This window comes from Bacteroides pyogenes (assembly GCF_014196225.1).
In the GTDB taxonomy this organism is placed as follows: domain Bacteria; phylum Bacteroidota; class Bacteroidia; order Bacteroidales; family Bacteroidaceae; genus Bacteroides; species Bacteroides pyogenes_A.
Genome location: NZ_JACIDI010000005.1, coordinates 157,333 through 174,950, shown reverse-complemented (window position 1 = coordinate 174,950; position 17,618 = coordinate 157,333). Strand labels below are relative to the sequence as shown.

Sequence of the window (17,618 nt, the reverse complement as noted above, 5' to 3'; positions counted from 1 at the left end):
AATATCAGAATATTATGAAAAAATATAGTTGTATAGGAGTATTATTGATGGGCTTGTTTATAAGTTCGTCGTGTTCGGACTTCTTGGACAAATATCCTCAGGATTCGGTGACCAATGAAACTTATTGGAAAAATGAGGAACAATTGCGAGCTGCCTTATATCCTTGTTACAACGCTTTCGATTATGAAACATTGATCAAGTGGGCAGAATCTACTGCTGAAACTGTGATGTGGGGCAATATTACGAGCGGACTGAGCAAAGTGTCGGGAGGAAAGCATACTTATACCGACGGATTTCCGTTTTCTTCTTATTGGAGGAACGCATATGAATATATTTATATCTGCAACAATTTTTTAGATAATTATAATACAGCGAAAGTCAATCAGTCTGTGAAAGATACATATGCTGCTGAAGTGAAGGTAATTCGCGCTTTTGAATATTTTATGCTAACTACTTTTTTCGGTGATGTGCCTTGGGTAGATCACGTCATTACAGCGGACGAAGCTTATGTTCCACGTAATCCGAGAGAGCAAGTCATAGATTATGTATTAGCTGATTTGGATTGGGCTGTACAAAAATTGCCTGCTGAAAGACAGTCGGGCAGAAATGTGGGGCGTATTGACCGTTGGGGAGCTTTGGCGATGAAAGCGCGTATTGCCCTTCAGAACGAACGCTATGAAGTGGCGAAAGCTGCTTGTGAAGAAATTATCAAGAATAGTCCTTATGGGTTGTATGATTATGCAAAGCTTTATCAATCTGAAGGAGATGTGGAAATTAATCCTTCCAACAATGAATCGATTATATATAGTCTATATATAAAAGATGTGCGTATGCATAATGCGTCAAGGGAAATCTGCGCACCTGTTGACTATGTGCGCTTTATGGCTTCTAAAACATTGGTAGATGCTTATTTGTGTATTGATGGCAAACCGGCGAAAACAGGATTGGAGTATTACAAGAATGACAATGTAGTTACATCCGATTTGTATACATATCCTGAAAATCATTATGCAGACTATTTTAAGAATAGGGATCCGCGTATGAAAATGACTCTTTATACTCCAGGTAACAAATGGCCGGGTGGAGATGACGGAGACCCTGATATTAATAAAATAAATACAATTTTCAATTTACCTCGATTTGCTTCATTGAGTGGAAATAATAGAAATGGAGCTAATTCTTATACTGGTTTTTATTTTAAAAAATACAGTGTAATGGGTATGACCGGGGTCAATAAAGCACATAATAACTTGAATGTGATACGTTTTCCGGAAATTCTCTTGACGTATGCCGAAGCGCTTTATAAACTAAATGGTACTCTTACACAATCTGAGATTGATAATACGGTAAATAAGTTGCGAGATCGTGTGGGAATGCATCGCATGAATCTGGATGAATTAAAACGTTGGAATATGGATCTTTGGACAGAGCTGAAGCGTGAACGCCGTATCGAGATGACTTTTGACGGTATGCGCTACGCCGATATTATACGTTGGAAAGAAGGAGAACTTCGTTTTGGACGTGCCATTACCGGTCCCAGTGAAACTGTATGTCTCAATGACTTGGGCAAGAATCCGTATCCGGATACCGGCTTGGATGAATTTGGAGATGTTATCCATGAAAAATCGACAGCCGAGGGTGGAGTCCGTTATTTTGATCCGAAGAAGCATTATCTTTGGCCTGTACCTTATGAAGAACGGGCAAAAAATCCTCTTTTGGGACAGAATCCCGGGTGGGAGGAATAAAATGTATATTATTAAATTTAAGAGTCAAGTCTGCAGAAATGTAGGCTTGACGATTTAAAACATCAAACAGCTATGAAAAAGATTTTATTAGCAGTAACTTACTTTTGTTGTGCTTTGGTTGGATGCGGAAGCGGTAATGACAAAGAGATTCCAGGCGGAAACGGTTGGGATGACGATCCGGAGGAAAAGGTCTATCTTGCTGTCATGAGTTATAATGTTCGTCATTGCGCACCTTATTATGGTTCGGGAGTTCCATCGGATGCCGAAGTGAATAATATAGCAAAGGTGTTGAAAGAAAAGAATCCGGATGTCGTACTTTTGCAAGAGGTAGACTCTTGTACCAGCCGGAGCTTCGGTATAGATCAAGTAGAAGAGCTTTCTAAATTGTCCGGATTCAAATATTATTATTTTTTTAAGCAAAAGACCTATGGAAGAGGCGCCTATGGCGCCGGAATCTTGTCTAAATATAAACTGAGATCTATCGTTAACCACAAACTTCCCACAGAAATAGACGGACAGCAAATAAGAGGAAGTAATGTATTAGGAAGTGCTCGAATAACTTTTAAAGGAAAGGATATTTATTTGGCTACAACGCATTTGTCTGTAACGGAATCGGAACGTGTAAAGCAATTTCCATTTGTTTTAGCCGAACTTAATAAACTGACAGGAGCTCCCGTAATCTTAGGAGGCGATTTTAATTCGAAACCGGATCACTCTGTTATTTCTTCATTAGACAGTAATGGCTTTAAAAGGACCAATAATGACCCAACCAAGTTTACTATTCCTTCCGACAAACCCAACCGCGAGCTCGATTACATTGCCTTTAAACCCGATAATGCGTTTAATGTAATTTCTCACACTGTTTTTACAGGGATTAATGCTTCGGATCATTTGCCTATTGTATCTGTATTGAAACCTTTATAGCTTATTGGTATGAAAAAAAACATGTTGTTTTTTATTTTTGTCTTGCTGACGGTCAGTCTGTATGCCAGTGAACCTTTGAGAATACGCGTGATGACTTATAACCTGCGTTTTGGAGAGCTGGCCTCTTTGGAAGAATTGGCTATGCATATCAAATCTTTTTCTCCTGATTTTGTGGCTTTGCAGGAAGTAGACTGTAATACACAGCGTGAACGTGCTCCGAAACAGAACGGTAAAAATTTCATCTCCGAACTGGCATATTATACCGGTATGTTTGGCTTGTATGGCAAGACCATTGATTATAAAGGAGGATATTATGGTATCGGAATACTTTCCCGTTATCCGTATATCAGTAGCCAAAAGACTTTATTACCTCACATTCAAAAAGATGTTGAGCAACGTGCCGTACTTGAAGGGCTTTTCGAGATGGATGGAGATACGCTGGTTTTTGCTTCTACACATCTTGATGCTCAAAGAGCCGATGCGCGTGAATTACAAGCCGATTTTATTTGCAACCATTTTATGAATGTGAAGTATCCGCTTGTTTTGGGAGGTGATTTTAATTCCATTCCTTCATCCAAGGTGGTGAAAACAATGGAGAAGAATTGGTTTTCCGATCCGGATGTTAGACCAACTATTCCCTCTTCAAATCCTGTTCGAAGAATCGACTTTTTGTTTGCTAAGCCGATGAAAGGATGGAAGGTAATTCGAAGCCAACCTGTTTTTTCCACTCTTTCCGATCATTTACCTGTTGTGACTGATTTGGAGTATCATAAAATTAAGTCGAGTACTGAAGTTCGTGCTGCCCGTGATGTTATCTATAGGCAAATAGGGAGTCGGGCGGCAGATATAAATTTGGAAATCATTCCTGCTGTTGGGAATAGAGATGTTTATGAAATAAAAGCACAACATGGTAATTTGACCTTGAGTGGCAGTAGCAGTGTAGCTCTATGTTATGCTTTTCATAGCTATATGAAAAAAGCTTGTCATTCATTGAAAACTTGGGGAGGAGAGCATTTCCAGTTACCGGATCAATGGCCTGATTTTGGTGAAAAACAGACTTCGCCGTATGAGTTCAGGTATTTCCTCAACGTTTGCACTTTCGGTTATACAGCACCTTATTGGGATTGGGAGCGTTGGGAACGAGAAATTGATTGGATGGCACTTCGAGGTGTGAATATGCCTCTTGCTACTATTGCCAATGAAGCTATTGCTGAACGGGTGTGGATGAAGATGGGATTAGAGAAAGACGAGGTACGTATGTTCTTTACCGCACCTGCTCACTTACCGTGGCATCGTATGGGGAACCTGACTACATGGGAAGGTCCTCTTTCTGATGAATGGATGGAAAAGCAGGTCGAACTGCAACACAAAGTGCTTGATCGTATGCATGAGCTTGGGATGAAACCTATTGTTCCCGCTTTTGCAGGTTTTGTGCCGACAGCCTTTGTTGATCAACATCCTGAAATAAGTTTTAAACGTTTAGAATGGGGCGGTTTCCGACCTGAATATAATGCTTACGTGCTACCACCCGACTCTCCTTATTTTGAGGAGATAGGTAAACTGTTTGTTCAGGAATGGGAAAAGGAATTCGGCAAACACACTTATTATCTTTCGGATAGCTTTAATGAAATGCGCCTTCCGGTTGATCAAAGTGATGTGGAAGGGAAGCACAAGTTGCTCGCTCAATATGGCGAATCTATTTATCGATCTATTGCAGCAGGAAATAAAGACGCTGTTTGGATCACGCAAGGGTGGACCTTCGGATATCAACATGATTTTTGGGATAAAGAAAGTTTGAAAGCTCTTCTCAGTTATGTTCCCAATGATAAGATGATTATTGTTGATTTGGGAAATGATTATCCTAAATGGGTATGGAATACCGAACAAACTTGGAAAGTGCACGATGGATTTTATGGTAAAAAGTGGATATTTAGTTATGTCCCTAACTTTGGAGGAAAAACTCCGATGACCGGTGATTTGCAGATGTATGCCTCTTCATCTTCGATGGCACTTCACACCTCGAATAAAGGCAATCTGGTCGGCTTCGGTTCTGCCCCCGAAGGTTTGGAGAACAATGAGGTCGTTTATGAGCTTTTGGCAGACATGGGCTGGACTGACGAACCTATTCATTTGAATTCTTGGATTGACAACTATGGTAAGGCGCGTTATGGCTCTTTCCCTTCAAAGATGAAAATGGCATGGAATATCTTCCGGCAGACAGCTTATTCGAGCTTATATTCTTATCCGCGCTTTACTTGGCAAACGGTTGTCCCCGATACTCATAGGTTAAGCAAAATAGATGTCGGCGACGATTTCTTACATGGCGTTGAATTGTTTCTGGATTGTGTCGATAGTCTGAAAGATTCCCGGCTTTATGTTAATGATGCTATTGAGTTTGCTGCTTATTATCTAGCGGCAAAAGCTGATAAAGCCTATATTGCAGCATTAAGAGCGGATTCTGTAGGACACAAAGAAAATGCCCGGGATAACTTGAAAATAGCTGTTGACATTTTGTTGAAAGTAGATCGTCTTTTGGCTTCTCATCCGTTATATCGTTTGGAACCTTGGGTAAAGATGGCCCGTGATTGTGGCGTTACCTCTGATGAGAAAGACCATTATGAGATGAATGCGAAGCGTCTTGTTACGACTTGGGGAGGGCTTCAACGAGATTATGCCGCACGTTTTTGGAGTGGATTGATAAAAGATTACTATATTCCGAGAATGGAGCTATATTTCTCTTCACATCGCGATCAACTTCAAAATTGGGAAGAAGAATGGCTTTCTCTCCCTTGGAATAATAGTACGCAACCTTTTGAAAATGCATTGGACGCTGCCATAAAAGAAGTAAATAAACTACGTAATATGTAAACCGTTATGAGAAAGATTGTACTGGCTTTCGATTCCTTTAAAGGGTCTTTGAGCGCTTCGGATATAAGTGACTCTCTGGCTTTAACCATCCGCCGGCTGTGGCCGGAATGCGAGGTGAAGTCATTCCCTATAGCCGATGGAGGAGAAGGAACGGCCCGGGCGATAGGCAGGTATCTGCCTGTAGAAACCCTTTCCTGCCGGGTCCATGGTCCTCTTATGGAAGAGCGGAGTACTTCGTATGTTGTTTCACAAGATGGTACGGCGGTTATTGAAATGGCGGCTGCCGCCGGTTTGCCGCTGGTGTCTATGGACCGCCGGAATCCCATGAATACGACAAGCTATGGAACAGGGGAGCTGATAGCCGACGCGTTGGATAAAGGATATCGGAAGTTTGTCATCGGATTGGGAGGTAGCGCTACCAACGATGCCGGTACGGGAGCGATGCGGGCATTGGGCTTGCGTTTTCTCGATGAAGCCGGTGATGAACTCCATCCTATCGGGCGGAATCTGGGAAAAATAAAGCGGATCGATTTTTCGCGTTTGAGACCGGATTTGAAAGAGGCTTCGTTTGTCATAGCGTGCGATGTGAGCAATCCGTTTTACGGCAAGGAGGGTGCTGCATACGTGTATGCTCCTCAGAAGGGAGCTTCTCCGGAAGAGGTCGACCTGCTCGACAGAGGGCTTCGGCATTATGCGGAGGTGCTGCTGAGAGAAACGGGGCAGGATGTAGCCATGCTTTCGGGTGCCGGTGCGGCCGGCGGGATGGGAGGCGGCTTGCTTCCTTTCATGGATGCTACGTTGAAACCCGGTATCGATATTGTACTTGATCTTATCGGCTTCGACAAGGAGGTGGCGGATGCGGATGTGGTGCTGACCGGTGAGGGAAAGATCGACGCTCAAACAGGTATGGGCAAGGCATTGAGCGGTGTATTGGGCAGGGCTGTGGCCAAACAGGTTCCCGTTGTCGCTTTGGGCGGTTGCATAGAGGAGGTGGAAAAATTGAACGAATTGGGCTTTACGGCTGTTTTTTCCATTCAGCCGTCGCCGTTTTCGTTGGAGAAAGCCATGCGGAAAGAAATAGCTTTAGAGAACCTGAACCGGACGGTTGTTCAGATCTTGCGATTGATGCTACGTGTGAAATCTTGATAAAACGACAAATGAAATGTATACGACTTTGGGTGCCTTGCTAGGTTTATTGCTGGCTATTTGGCTTATTATAAATAAAATCCACCCTGTATATGGACTGATGACGGGTGCTTTGGCTGGTGGGCTTGCTGGTGGGCTTTCGCTTATAGAAACGGTTAATGTGATGGTCGATGGTGTCAGAGATGTGTCTCCGGCTGTAATTCGCATCTTGTCAGCAGGAGTGTTGTCCGGCGTTTTGATTGAAACGGGAGCAGCTGCTAAAATTTCCAATACCATTATTTTACGTTTAGGCAGGAAGCATATTTATTTAGCCTTATCTTTCGCCACCTTCTTATTGTGTGCAGTAGGGGTGTTTATCGATGTGGCAGTTATCACAGTAGCACCGATAGCTTTATCTATTCAGCAGCGGTTAGATATCCCGACCTCCTTTTTATTACTGGCTATGATAGGCGGAGGAAAGTCGGGAAATATCATTTCTCCTAACCCAAATACCATTATCGCTGCTGAGAATTTCAACACCGATTTGTCATCGGTAATGTTTGCAGGTATAATTCCAGCATTTATTGGATTAGTAATGACGATGATTCTTGTTGAATGGATATCTCAAAAAAAACAGGTTTCGAAAGAATTTGTTTTTGAAGTTAAAGATAAGTCGCATGAACAACTTACTCTTTGGTCTAGCCTGATGGCTCCTTTAGTTACTATTGTTTTGCTGGCATTACGTCCGTTGTTCGGTGTCGTTATTGATCCTCTTATTGCTTTGCCCTTAGGTGGCGTTGCAGGCATTCTCAGTATCCGGTGTTGGAAAAAAGTGCCCCAAATACTTGAGTTAGGACTACAAAAGATGGCACCTGTAGCTACATTGCTTATTGGCACAGGAACTATTGCTGGAGTTATCAAAAACTCGGATCTTAACAGCTTTCTTCTTTGGTTTCTGAACTATTGTCATTTAAGCGATTCTATAGTAGCCCCGGTTTCGGGAGCTTTGATGTCGGCAGCTACTGCATCTACCACAGCTGGAGCGATGTTGGCATCCGCGTCTTTTGCCGATACGCTCATATCAGTCGGAATTCCTGGTGTATGGGGAGCTTTGATGGTAAATGCCGGTGCTACGGTATTAGATCATTTGCCGCATGGCTCGTTTTTCCATACTACAGGAGGCGTGTGTGGATTGATATTTAAGGACCGATTGAAATTGATTCCTTATGAGACATTGATAGGAATGATATTAGCCGTTTCTTCAGCATTACTTTACTTTTTTATTTCTTGATTTTATTCTATTATTTTTATTTTATGACTCGAATATATTGTTTTTTATTGATAAGTTTGACATGTCTTCCTTTGTCGGCGTTATCCGATGAGGCAGTTGTGGTAACGAATTTAGCTAAACGTTTGATTCCCGAATATACTGCCTACTTCTGTTTCAGTCAAGAGAAGAAAGAAGATGGAAAGGATTCTTTTACTTTGGAAAGTAAAGATGGAAAAATCTTGATTCGTGGCAATTCCGCTAATTCGATGGCAGTAGCGCTTAACTATTATCTGAAGTATTATTGTAAAACTACAGTTTCTTGGTATGCTGATATTCCTGTAGAGATGCCGGAAGTGCTTCCTATCATACCTCATCCGATTCGGAAAGAAGCCAAAGTGGAACGACGCTTTTTCCTTAATTATTGTACTTATGGTTATACTATGCCTTTTTGGAAGTGGAGCGATTGGGAACGATTAATTGATTGGATGGCGTTGAACGGTGTCAACATGCCGTTGGCTATTACCGGACAAGAAGCTGTGTGGTATAAAGTGTGGAGTAAACTGGGGCTGACCGATGAAGAAATCCGATCGTATTTTACAGGACCGACTTATCTCCCTTGGCATCGTATGGCCAATATTGACGGTTGGAATGGACCTTTACCAAAACATTGGTTGGATACTCAGGTAGAACTTCAGAAGAAAATATTGGCACGTGAACGTGAATTAAACATGCGACCTGTACTTCCCGCTTTTGCAGGACATGTGCCCGGAGCCTTGAAACGTCTCTATCCCCACATAAATATTAAATATTTGAGTAAATGGGCAGGGTTTTCAGATGCAAATCGTTGTCATTTCTTAAATCCTGAAGAACCTTTGTTCGCGGAAATTCAACAATTATTTCTGCATGAGCAGAATATGCTTTTCGGTACTGATCATATTTATGGAGTAGATCCGTTTAATGAGGTAGATCCTCCCAGTTGGGAACCGGATTATTTGAAGCAGGTCTCATCCGATATGTATAAGACTCTGACGCAAGCTGATCCGAAAGCAGAATGGATGCAAATGACCTGGATGTTTTATTTTGATCGCAAAAAATGGACTCCATCCCGTGTCGAGGCTTTATTGACAGGTGTTCCTCAAAATAAAATGGTGTTATTGGATTATCATTGCGAGAATGTAGAGCTTTGGAAAACGACAAAAAGTTTTCATGGACAGCCTTATATTTGGTGCTATTTGGGAAATTTTGGAGGTAATACGACTCTTACGGGTAATGTGAAGGAAAGTGGTGAGCGCCTTAATAATGCCTTGCTGAACGGCGGAAGCAATTTGTGTGGTATTGGTTCTACTTTGGAGGGATTGGATGTGGTTCAATTTCCTTATGAATATATTTTTGAGAAGGCATGGACTGATTGTCTGACTGATGAACAATGGGTTAATGCTTTAGCAGACAGACATGTGGGAGTGATATCTAAGAAAGCTCGTGAAGCCTGGCAAATCCTCTTCAATGATATTTACGTACAAGTACCAAAGACATTAGGAGTGTTGCCCAATTTGAGGCCAGTCATGGATAAAAAGAACAAGCGGACGGTAATAGAGTATGATAATGACCGTTTGTTTGAGGTCTGGAAGCTATTGGTCTCTGCAAACATCTCTCAAAGGGATGCCTTACAGCTTGATATTATTACTGTGGGTCGACAATGGATGGGGAATTACTTTCTGGAATTAAAAAACAAATTTGATAAGGCCTATCACGCAAAGAATAAAGCAGACTTACAGAAATATATTTTGAAAATGCAAGATTTGTTGACCGATATCGACAAACTTACTTCTTTCCATCCGTTTACTTCTATACACCATTGGTTGAATAAAGCTCGTGAGTATAGTGAAAATGTTGTATTGGCTGATTATTATGAATTGAATGCACGCAACTTGATTACTACTTGGGGTGGAAGTTTGAACGATTATGCGAGTCGTACTTGGTCAGGATTAGTGTCGAATTATTATACTTACCGATGGAATTTATATTTTGATGCGGTAATTGATGCTATAGAACACAATAAGTCTTTTGATCAAGGACAACTTGACAGACAAATAAAAACTTTTGAAGATTCTTGGGTGAAGTCGACTGCATATATTAAAACTAATCAGAAAGGAGATTTACAGGAATTTGTTTCTTTATTGATAAAAAAATATGAGAAATAAATTTCTGTATTGAAATTCAGTATCAGTACTTGGAATAAATATATCGTTGCAATATTATGGTTCATTCTTTCTTTGGGTTTTGTTTTTATAAAAAAGAGGTTTTTCTTTTTGATTCCTTGACTTTTCAGCTACTCTCATAGCACTCCTTGAAAAGTAAATGTTTCGGGGCCAAAAGAGAAAGAGGGGATGATGGCTTCCGGCTCGAAAAGCCCGAACACTGAAGAGCCGGAGCCGCTCATCGACGCATAAACGGCACCCGAGCGGTAAAGTTCCCGTTTGATTTCACCGATGACGGGGTATTGCGGAAATACGCTTGCCTCGAAATCGTTGACCAGTTTCTCTTTCCACTCGCGCACCGGAAGGGAGACCGTTTCTTTCACCGCATACTGCGGGCGGTGCGGGCGGATGGCTGAAAAAGCTTCGCGGGTGGAGACAAAAACATCGGGCTTGACGATTGCTATGCGGTATCCTTTGAGTGAAAGGGATACCGGTGAGAACCGATTGCCGATGCCTTCGGCAAAGGTGGGCCTGTTGCGGATAAAAAAAGCGCAATCGGCACCCAGCATGGCGGCATAGGTTTCCAAACTCTCTTCGGACAGATGGAGCCGGCAATACTCATTAAGGAGCTTGAGCGTAAATGCCGCGTCGGACGACCCGCCGCCCAACCCTGCTCCCGAAGGGATGTGCTTATAGAGACGGATATCGAGCGGAGGGAGGTCGAAATCGTTGTCGAGTAGTTTGCAGGCTTTGATTACCAGATTGTCTTCGGGGTTGCCGGCAATCTTGGTTCCATACTGCGTGAGCCGGAATTTTTCTCCGTTTCGGGATGAAGTGTTGATTTCCAACGCATCTTCCAATGCGACAGGGTAAAAAACAGTTTCGAGGTTGTGGTATCCGTCGGGGCGTTTTTCTGTGACAGACAGTCCTAAATTTATTTTAGCGTTCGGAAAACAGATCATGACAGTTGAAGATTGATTATTGACAGTCGGCTGTTACTGACCGGCATTGCCTGCACGGCATTTATGAACCGAATAATGAACAATGCTTGTGAATGCAAAAATAATAAAAACTTTGATGCCCGCTACTATTCTTCGTTATTATGTTCTATCTTTGTCATCCCTTACGTGGGAGAAGATTTTTATGAGTCTTGCTAATTTAGTGAATCGTATATTGTAAATTGTAAAATCGCAACTGTCTGGATGGCCGAACAAAGAAGAAATACCCGTAGCACAAAATCGACAAAAGTACAACCGGTCAATGATTATGGCCGCCTTCAACCGCAGGCTCCCGAACTGGAGGAAGCGGTATTGGGCGCTTTGATGATTGAGAAAGACGCTTATTCGCTGGTGAGCGAAATCCTGCGTCCGGACTCTTTTTACGAACGCCGGCATCAGTTGATCTACGCTGCTATTACCGATCTGGCGGTAAATCAGAAGCCGGTGGACATTCTCACGGTGAAGGAGCAGCTTAGCAAGCAGGGGGATCTGGAGGAAGTGGGAGGTCCGTTCTACATCACTCAGCTAAGCAGCAAGGTGGCTTCTTCGGCGCACATCGAGTATCATGCCCGGATCATTGCGCAGAAAGCGTTGGCACGCGAACTGATAACGTTTACGAGTCATATTCAGAGCAAGGCATTCGATGAGACGCTGGACGTGGACGATCTGATGCAGGAAGCGGAAGGCAAGCTGTTCGAGATTTCGCAGCAGAACATGAAGAAAGACTATACGCAGATCAATCCGGTGATTGACGAAGCGTATAAGCTGATTCAGAAGGCTGCCGCGCGGACGGATGGGTTGAGCGGTTTGGAGAGCGGTTTTACCAAACTCGACAAGATGACTTCGGGTTGGCAGAATTCCGATCTGATTATCATTGCCGCCCGTCCCGCAATGGGTAAAACGGCTTTCGTGCTTTCCATGGCGAAGAATATCGCCGTGAATTACAGGAATCCGGTAGCTTTATTCTCTCTCGAGATGAGCAATGTTCAGCTGGTGAATCGTCTGATATCGAACGTCTGCGAGATTCCGAGCGAGAAAATCAAGAGCGGACAGTTGGCAAGTTACGAGTGGCAGCAGTTGGACTATAAACTGAAGGATCTGCTGGATGCTCCGCTGTATGTGGACGATACCCCTTCGTTGTCCGTTTTCGAGCTTCGCACGAAGGCGCGTCGGCTGGTACGCGAACACGGTGTGCGTGTGATTATTATCGACTACCTTCAGTTGATGAACGCCAGCGGCATGGCTTTCGGAAGCCGTCAGGAAGAGGTGAGTACGATTTCACGCTCGCTGAAGGGATTGGCGAAGGAACTGAATATCCCCATCATCGCCCTGTCGCAGTTGAACCGTGGGGTGGAGAACCGGGAAGGTATCGACGGGAAGCGTCCGCAGTTGAGCGACCTGCGTGAATCGGGAGCAATAGAGCAGGATGCCGATATGGTTTGTTTCATCCACCGTCCCGAATACTATAAAATTTATCAGGACGACCGTGGAAATGACCTTCGCGGCATGGCGGAGATTATTATTGCCAAGCATCGTAACGGTGCGGTGGGCGATGTGTTGCTTCGATTCAAAGGAGAGTTTACCCGCTTCTCGAATCCGGAGGACGATATGGTGATTCCCATGCCGGGCGATCCTGCGGGAGCCATGCTGGGATCGAAGCTCAATTCGGGTTCTGCGACTCTTCCGCCTTCACCGGATTTTGTTCCGCAGACGGACAATCCGTTCGGAGCGCCGGGCGACGGGCCGTTGCCTTTTTAATAATTTTCTCTGTAAACGTTTCCCGCCAACCGAAAAATCTTATTAACTTTGCAAGTCTTTTGAGAAACAATATAAAATTAATGATGATATGAATATCTCTTATAACTGGCTGAAAGAGTATGTCGATTTTGAGCTGACTCCCGAAGAGACGGCTGCGGCGTTGACCTCTATCGGCTTGGAAACAGGTGGTGTAGAAGAAGTGCAGACCGTGAAAGGCGGTCTGGAGGGACTGGTCATCGGCGAGGTGCTGACTTGCGTGGAGCATCCCAACTCCGATCACCTGCATATTACTACCGTTAATTTGGGAGAGGGTGATCCTGTACAAATCGTATGCGGCGCACCGAACGTGGCTGCCGGTCAGAAAGTGGTTGTCGCCACCTTGGGGACGAAGCTTTACGACGGAGACGAATGCTTTACCATCAAGAAATCGAAAATCCGCGGTGTGGAGTCGATCGGTATGATATGTGCGGAAGATGAAATCGGTATCGGTACGAGCCATGACGGAATCATTGTACTGCCTGCGGATGCCGTGCCCGGTACGCTTGCCAAAGATTACTACAACATAAAAAGCGACTACGTGCTCGAGGTGGATATCACGCCCAACCGTGCCGATGCCTGTTCGCATTACGGGGTAGCGCGCGACCTGTACGCTTACCTTGTTCAGAGCGGAAAAAAGACGACACTGAAACGTCCGTCGGTGGAAGGATTCAAGGTGGAAAACCATGATTTGGATATTGCGGTGAAGGTGGAGAACAGCGAAGCCTGTCCGCATTACGCCGGTGTAACCGTGAAAGGAGTGACGGTGAAGGAGAGTCCCGAATGGTTGCAGAACAAACTGCGTCTGATCGGTATACGCCCTATTAATAATGTGGTGGATATCACGAATTATATCGTTCATGCATTCGGTCAGCCGCTGCATTGCTTCGATGCCGGCAAGATAAAAGGCAACGAAGTGGTTGTGAAAACAATGCCCGAAGGTACCTCGTTCGTCACGCTGGACGGCGTGGAACGCAAACTGAATGAACGCGACCTGATGATTTGCAACAGCGAGGAAGGGATGTGCATTGCCGGTGTGTTCGGCGGCTTGGATTCGGGTTCTACGGAAACCACCACCGATGTATTCATCGAGAGCGCTTATTTCCATCCTACGTGGGTGCGCAAGACTGCCCGCCGCCATGGTTTGAATACGGACGCTTCGTTCCGTTTCGAACGCGGAATCGATCCGAACGGCGTGGTCTATTGCCTGAAACTGGCGGCTCTGATGATTAAAGAGCTGGCGGGCGGTAGCATTTCTTCTGAAATCAAAGACGTATGCGCTGCTCCGGCGGAAGAATTCGTGGTGGAGCTGCCGTACGAAAAGGTGAATACCCTGATCGGCAAAGCGATTCCTGCGGAAACCGTGAAGAACATCGTAACCGCCCTGGAGATGAAGATTATGAATGAGACGCCGGAAGGACTGACGTTGGCGGTTCCCCCTTACCGGGTGGACGTGCAGCGCGACTGCGACGTGATTGAAGATATCCTCCGCATCTACGGATACAACAATGTGGAGATTCCGTCGACACTGAAGTCGAGCCTGACGACGAAGGGCGAGCACGATAAATCGAACAAATTGCAGAACCTGGTTGCCGAGCAGTTGGTGGGATGCGGGTTCAATGAAATACTCAACAATTCGCTGACCCGTGCCGCTTATTACGACGGGCTGGAAGCTTATCCGCCGCAACGGCTGGTGATGCTGATGAACCCGTTGAGCGCCGACCTTAATGCCATGCGTCAGACGTTGTTGTTCGGAGGTCTGGAAAGTATTGCCCACAATGCCAACCGTAAAAATGCCGATTTGAAATTCTTCGAATTCGGTAATTGCTATTATTTCGACGGTGAAAAGAAAAACGCCGAGAAGGTGTTGGCCCCTTACTCCGAGAATTACCATCTGGGACTGTGGGTGACCGGAAAGAATGTTTCCAACTCGTGGGCGCATCCCGACGAAGAGAGTTCGGTGTACGACCTGAAAGCGTATGTGGAGAACATATTGAAGCGTTTGGGTTTGGATTTGCATAATCTGGTAATCGGCAATCTGACGGATGATGTATTTGCCGCCGCGCTGTCGGTCAACACGCGGGGAGGAAAACGCCTGGCCTCGTTCGGCGTGGTGACCCGTAAATTGCTGAAAGCGTTCGATATCGACAATGAGGTGTATTATGCCGATCTCAACTGGAACGAATTGATGAAAGCCGTGCGTTCGGTGAAAATCAGTTATAAGGAGATTTCGAAATTCCCGGCTGTGAAACGCGATTTGGCGTTGTTGATCGACAAAAACGTCCGTTTTGCCGAGATTGAAAAGATTGCTTACGAAACCGAAAAGAAGCTGCTGAAAGAAGTGGAACTTTTCGATGTGTACGAAGGGAAAAACCTCGAAGCGGGAAAAAAATCGTATGCGGTGAGCTTCATGCTTCAGGATGAAACACAGACGCTGAACGATAAGATGATCGATAAAATCATGTCGAAGCTGGTGAAGAATCTGGAAGACAAATTGGGAGCGAAATTGAGATAAATAAAGTTTTAGAATAAATAAATATAAACCAATGGGAAGAGCATTTGAATATAGAAAAGCCGCGAAACTGAAAAGATGGGGTCACATGGCCCGTACGTTTACCAAAATCGGCAAACAGATTGCGATTGCCGTGAAAGCCGGCGGACCGGAACCTGAAAATAACCCTACGCTGCGTGCCATTATCGCGAACGCGAAACGTGAGAACATGCCGAAGGATAATATAGACCGCGCGATTAAAAACGCGATGGGGAAAGACCAGAGCGACTACAAGAGCATGACTTACGAAGGATACGGGCCTCACGGGGTAGCGGTGTTCGTAGACACGTTGACCGACAATCCCACCCGCACGGTGGCCGATGTGCGATCGGTTTTCAATAAGTTCGGCGGGAATCTGGGAACAATGGGATCGTTGGCGTTCCTTTTCGACCACAAATGCATGTTCACTTTCAAAAAGAAAGAGGGCATCGATATGGAAGAACTGATTCTGGATCTGATCGACTATGATGTGGAAGATGAGTTCGAAGAGGACGAGGAAGAGGGAACAATCACCATTTACGGCGATCCGAAGAGCTATGCGGCTATTCAGAAGCATCTGGAAGAGTGCGGGTTCGAGGATGTAGGCGGTGACTTTACGTATATCCCCAACGACCTGAAGGACGTGACTGCGGAACAGCGTGAGACTTTGGACAAGATGGTGGAGCGTCTGGAAGAGTTCGACGACGTGCAAACCGTTTATACCAACATGAAACCCGAAGGCGAAGAGTAACTTTTTAAAAACCGATTTTCGGGACATTCCTTTCGTTGAAAGCAAGAACAGCCTTTGGTGGACCTCGGTTGCCGAAGGCTGTTCTTTTTTGAACAAAACGTTTATCTCTGCCGTTCTATTACGAATACTTTTCAAGAGAAATAATAAAAAGGATAGAATGATAAAAAATATTTTTCAAGACTTAAAAAGAAGAGACCATAAACGTTATCTCGGAGGGTTGGACGTTTTTAAATACATCGGTCCCGGATTATTGGTGACGGTGGGATTTATCGATCCGGGAAACTGGGCTTCCAATTTTGCGGCAGGATCGGAGTTCGGTTATTCGTTGCTGTGGGTGGTGACGCTCTCTACCGTTATGCTGATTATTCTTCAGCACAACGTGGCGCACCTTGGCATTGTCACCGGGCTTTGTCTTTCGGAAGCCGCTACGAAATATACGCCCAAATGGATATCCCGTCCTGTTCTCGGAACCGCCGTGCTGGCTTCCATCTCCACTTCGTTGGCGGAGATACTGGGAGGCGCTATCGCGTTGCAGATGTTGTTCGATATACCCATCATCTGGGGGTCGGTACTCACCGCGCTGTTTGTTTCGATCATGCTGTTTACCAATTCTTATAAAAAGATAGAGCGTTCGATTATCGCTTTTGTTTCGGTCATCGGACTTTCGTTTATTTACGAACTTTTCCTAGTGGAAATCGATTGGCAGGCAGCCACTGCCGGATGGGTGACTCCCTCTATCCCGCAAGGGAGCATGCTCATCATTATGAGCGTGTTGGGAGCGGTGGTAATGCCTCATAACCTGTTTTTGCATTCGGAGGTGATACAAAGCCATGAGTACAACAAGCAAGACGAGGCTTCCATCAGGAAAGTGCTGAAATATGAATTGTTCGACACGCTTTTCTCCATGATTGTGGGATGGGCCATCAACAGCGCCATGATTCTGCTGGCTGCCGCCACTTTCTTCAAGAGCGGCATTCAGGTGGAGGAGCTGCAACAGGCCAAGTCTCTCCTGGAGCCTCTGTTGGGCAATAATGCGGCGATAGTGTTTGCGTTGGCTTTGCTCATGGCGGGCGTTTCGTCTACCATAACGAGCGGGATGGCTGCGGGTTCTATATTTGCCGGTATTTTCGGCGAGTCGTATCATGTAAAAGACAGTCACTCGCAAGTGGGCATTCTTTTGTCGTTGGGTGTAGCCTTGCTGCTCATTTTCTTTATCGGCGATCCCTTTAAGGGACTGATCGTTTCGCAAATGATTTTGAGCGTCCAACTGCCTTTCACGGTGTTTTTGCAAGTGGGGCTCACCTCCTCGCGGAAAGTGATGGGCGACTATGTCAACAGCCGGTGGAGCACCTTCGTGCTATATACCATTGCCGCCATCGTGTCTGCGCTGAATATCATGTTACTGTTTGCTTGAA

11 protein-coding genes are annotated in these 17,618 nt (G+C 44.9%); 10 read left to right on the top strand and 1 reads right to left on the bottom strand.

What is annotated here, in order from left to right:
* Window positions 1-14 precede the first annotated feature (14 nt).
* From GGR07_RS05040 to GGR07_RS05015, 6 genes are all read left to right on the top strand, one after another.
* The gene (locus GGR07_RS05040; protein ID WP_021645616.1) at window positions 15-1,745 is read left to right on the top strand and encodes a RagB/SusD family nutrient uptake outer membrane protein; all 1,731 of its coding nucleotides are present in this window, start codon (window positions 15-17) and stop codon (window positions 1,743-1,745) included.
* A gap of 72 nt (window positions 1,746-1,817) precedes the next feature.
* Window positions 1,818-2,669 (top strand): endonuclease/exonuclease/phosphatase family protein, encoded by an 852-nt coding sequence (locus GGR07_RS05035; protein WP_021645617.1) that lies wholly within the window; start codon window positions 1,818-1,820, stop codon window positions 2,667-2,669.
* A 9-nt stretch (window positions 2,670-2,678) separates the two neighbouring features.
* Complete coding sequence (locus GGR07_RS05030; RefSeq protein WP_021645618.1) at window positions 2,679-5,537, top strand: alpha-N-acetylglucosaminidase TIM-barrel domain-containing protein; 2,859 nt, start codon at window positions 2,679-2,681, stop codon at window positions 5,535-5,537.
* Window positions 5,538-5,543: 6 nt separating this feature from the next.
* Window positions 5,544-6,683, top strand: a complete 1,140-nt coding sequence (locus tag GGR07_RS05025) for a glycerate kinase (protein ID WP_021645619.1) — start codon at window positions 5,544-5,546, stop codon at window positions 6,681-6,683.
* Window positions 6,684-6,699: 16 nt separating this feature from the next.
* Window positions 6,700-7,953, top strand: coding sequence for a GntP family permease (locus GGR07_RS05020; protein ID WP_021645620.1), 1,254 nt, complete (start codon window positions 6,700-6,702; stop codon window positions 7,951-7,953).
* A 23-nt stretch (window positions 7,954-7,976) separates the two neighbouring features.
* Entirely contained in the window at window positions 7,977-10,133 is a 2,157-nt protein-coding gene (locus tag GGR07_RS05015) for an alpha-N-acetylglucosaminidase (RefSeq protein ID WP_039972644.1), read from the top strand.
* A gap of 134 nt (window positions 10,134-10,267) precedes the next feature.
* Here GGR07_RS05015 and ispE read toward each other — a convergent pair whose 3' ends face one another.
* Window positions 10,268-11,092 (bottom strand): 4-(cytidine 5'-diphospho)-2-C-methyl-D-erythritol kinase, encoded by an 825-nt coding sequence (gene ispE, locus GGR07_RS05010; protein ID WP_021645622.1) that lies wholly within the window; start codon window positions 11,090-11,092, stop codon window positions 10,268-10,270.
* A gap of 240 nt (window positions 11,093-11,332) precedes the next feature.
* On the opposite strand from ispE, the gene dnaB reads away from it, so the two are divergent.
* From dnaB to GGR07_RS04990, 4 genes are all read left to right on the top strand, one after another.
* A complete protein-coding gene (gene dnaB, locus GGR07_RS05005) occupies window positions 11,333-12,886 on the top strand; it encodes a replicative DNA helicase (protein WP_021645624.1) in 1,554 nt (517 codons plus the stop codon).
* A gap of 88 nt (window positions 12,887-12,974) precedes the next feature.
* The gene (pheT, locus tag GGR07_RS05000) at window positions 12,975-15,437 is read left to right on the top strand and encodes a phenylalanine--tRNA ligase subunit beta (RefSeq protein WP_021645625.1); all 2,463 of its coding nucleotides are present in this window, start codon (window positions 12,975-12,977) and stop codon (window positions 15,435-15,437) included.
* Window positions 15,438-15,468: 31 nt separating this feature from the next.
* A complete protein-coding gene (locus tag GGR07_RS04995; protein ID WP_021645626.1) occupies window positions 15,469-16,203 on the top strand; it encodes a YebC/PmpR family DNA-binding transcriptional regulator in 735 nt (244 codons plus the stop codon).
* Window positions 16,204-16,363: 160 nt separating this feature from the next.
* Window positions 16,364-17,617, top strand: a complete 1,254-nt coding sequence (locus GGR07_RS04990; RefSeq protein WP_034542479.1) for an Nramp family divalent metal transporter — start codon at window positions 16,364-16,366, stop codon at window positions 17,615-17,617.
* Window position 17,618: the final 1 nt, after the last annotated feature.

Bases quoted from the DNA above. Each gene is read 5' to 3' on its own strand.
- GGR07_RS05040 (WP_021645616.1), top strand. From the start codon at position 15: ATGAAAAAATATAGTTGTATAGGAGTATTATTGATGGGCTTGTTTATA.
- GGR07_RS05035 (WP_021645617.1), top strand. From the start codon at position 1,818: ATGAAAAAGATTTTATTAGCAGTAACTTACTTTTGTTGTGCTTTGGTT.
- GGR07_RS05030 (WP_021645618.1), top strand. From the start codon at position 2,679: ATGAAAAAAAACATGTTGTTTTTTATTTTTGTCTTGCTGACGGTCAGT.
- GGR07_RS05025 (WP_021645619.1), top strand. From the start codon at position 5,544: ATGAGAAAGATTGTACTGGCTTTCGATTCCTTTAAAGGGTCTTTGAGC.
- GGR07_RS05020 (WP_021645620.1), top strand. From the start codon at position 6,700: ATGTATACGACTTTGGGTGCCTTGCTAGGTTTATTGCTGGCTATTTGG.
- GGR07_RS05015 (WP_039972644.1), top strand. From the start codon at position 7,977: ATGACTCGAATATATTGTTTTTTATTGATAAGTTTGACATGTCTTCCT.
- ispE (WP_021645622.1), bottom strand. From the start codon at position 11,092: ATGATCTGTTTTCCGAACGCTAAAATAAATTTAGGACTGTCTGTCACA.
- dnaB (WP_021645624.1), top strand. From the start codon at position 11,333: ATGGCCGAACAAAGAAGAAATACCCGTAGCACAAAATCGACAAAAGTA.
- pheT (WP_021645625.1), top strand. From the start codon at position 12,975: ATGAATATCTCTTATAACTGGCTGAAAGAGTATGTCGATTTTGAGCTG.
- GGR07_RS04995 (WP_021645626.1), top strand. From the start codon at position 15,469: ATGGGAAGAGCATTTGAATATAGAAAAGCCGCGAAACTGAAAAGATGG.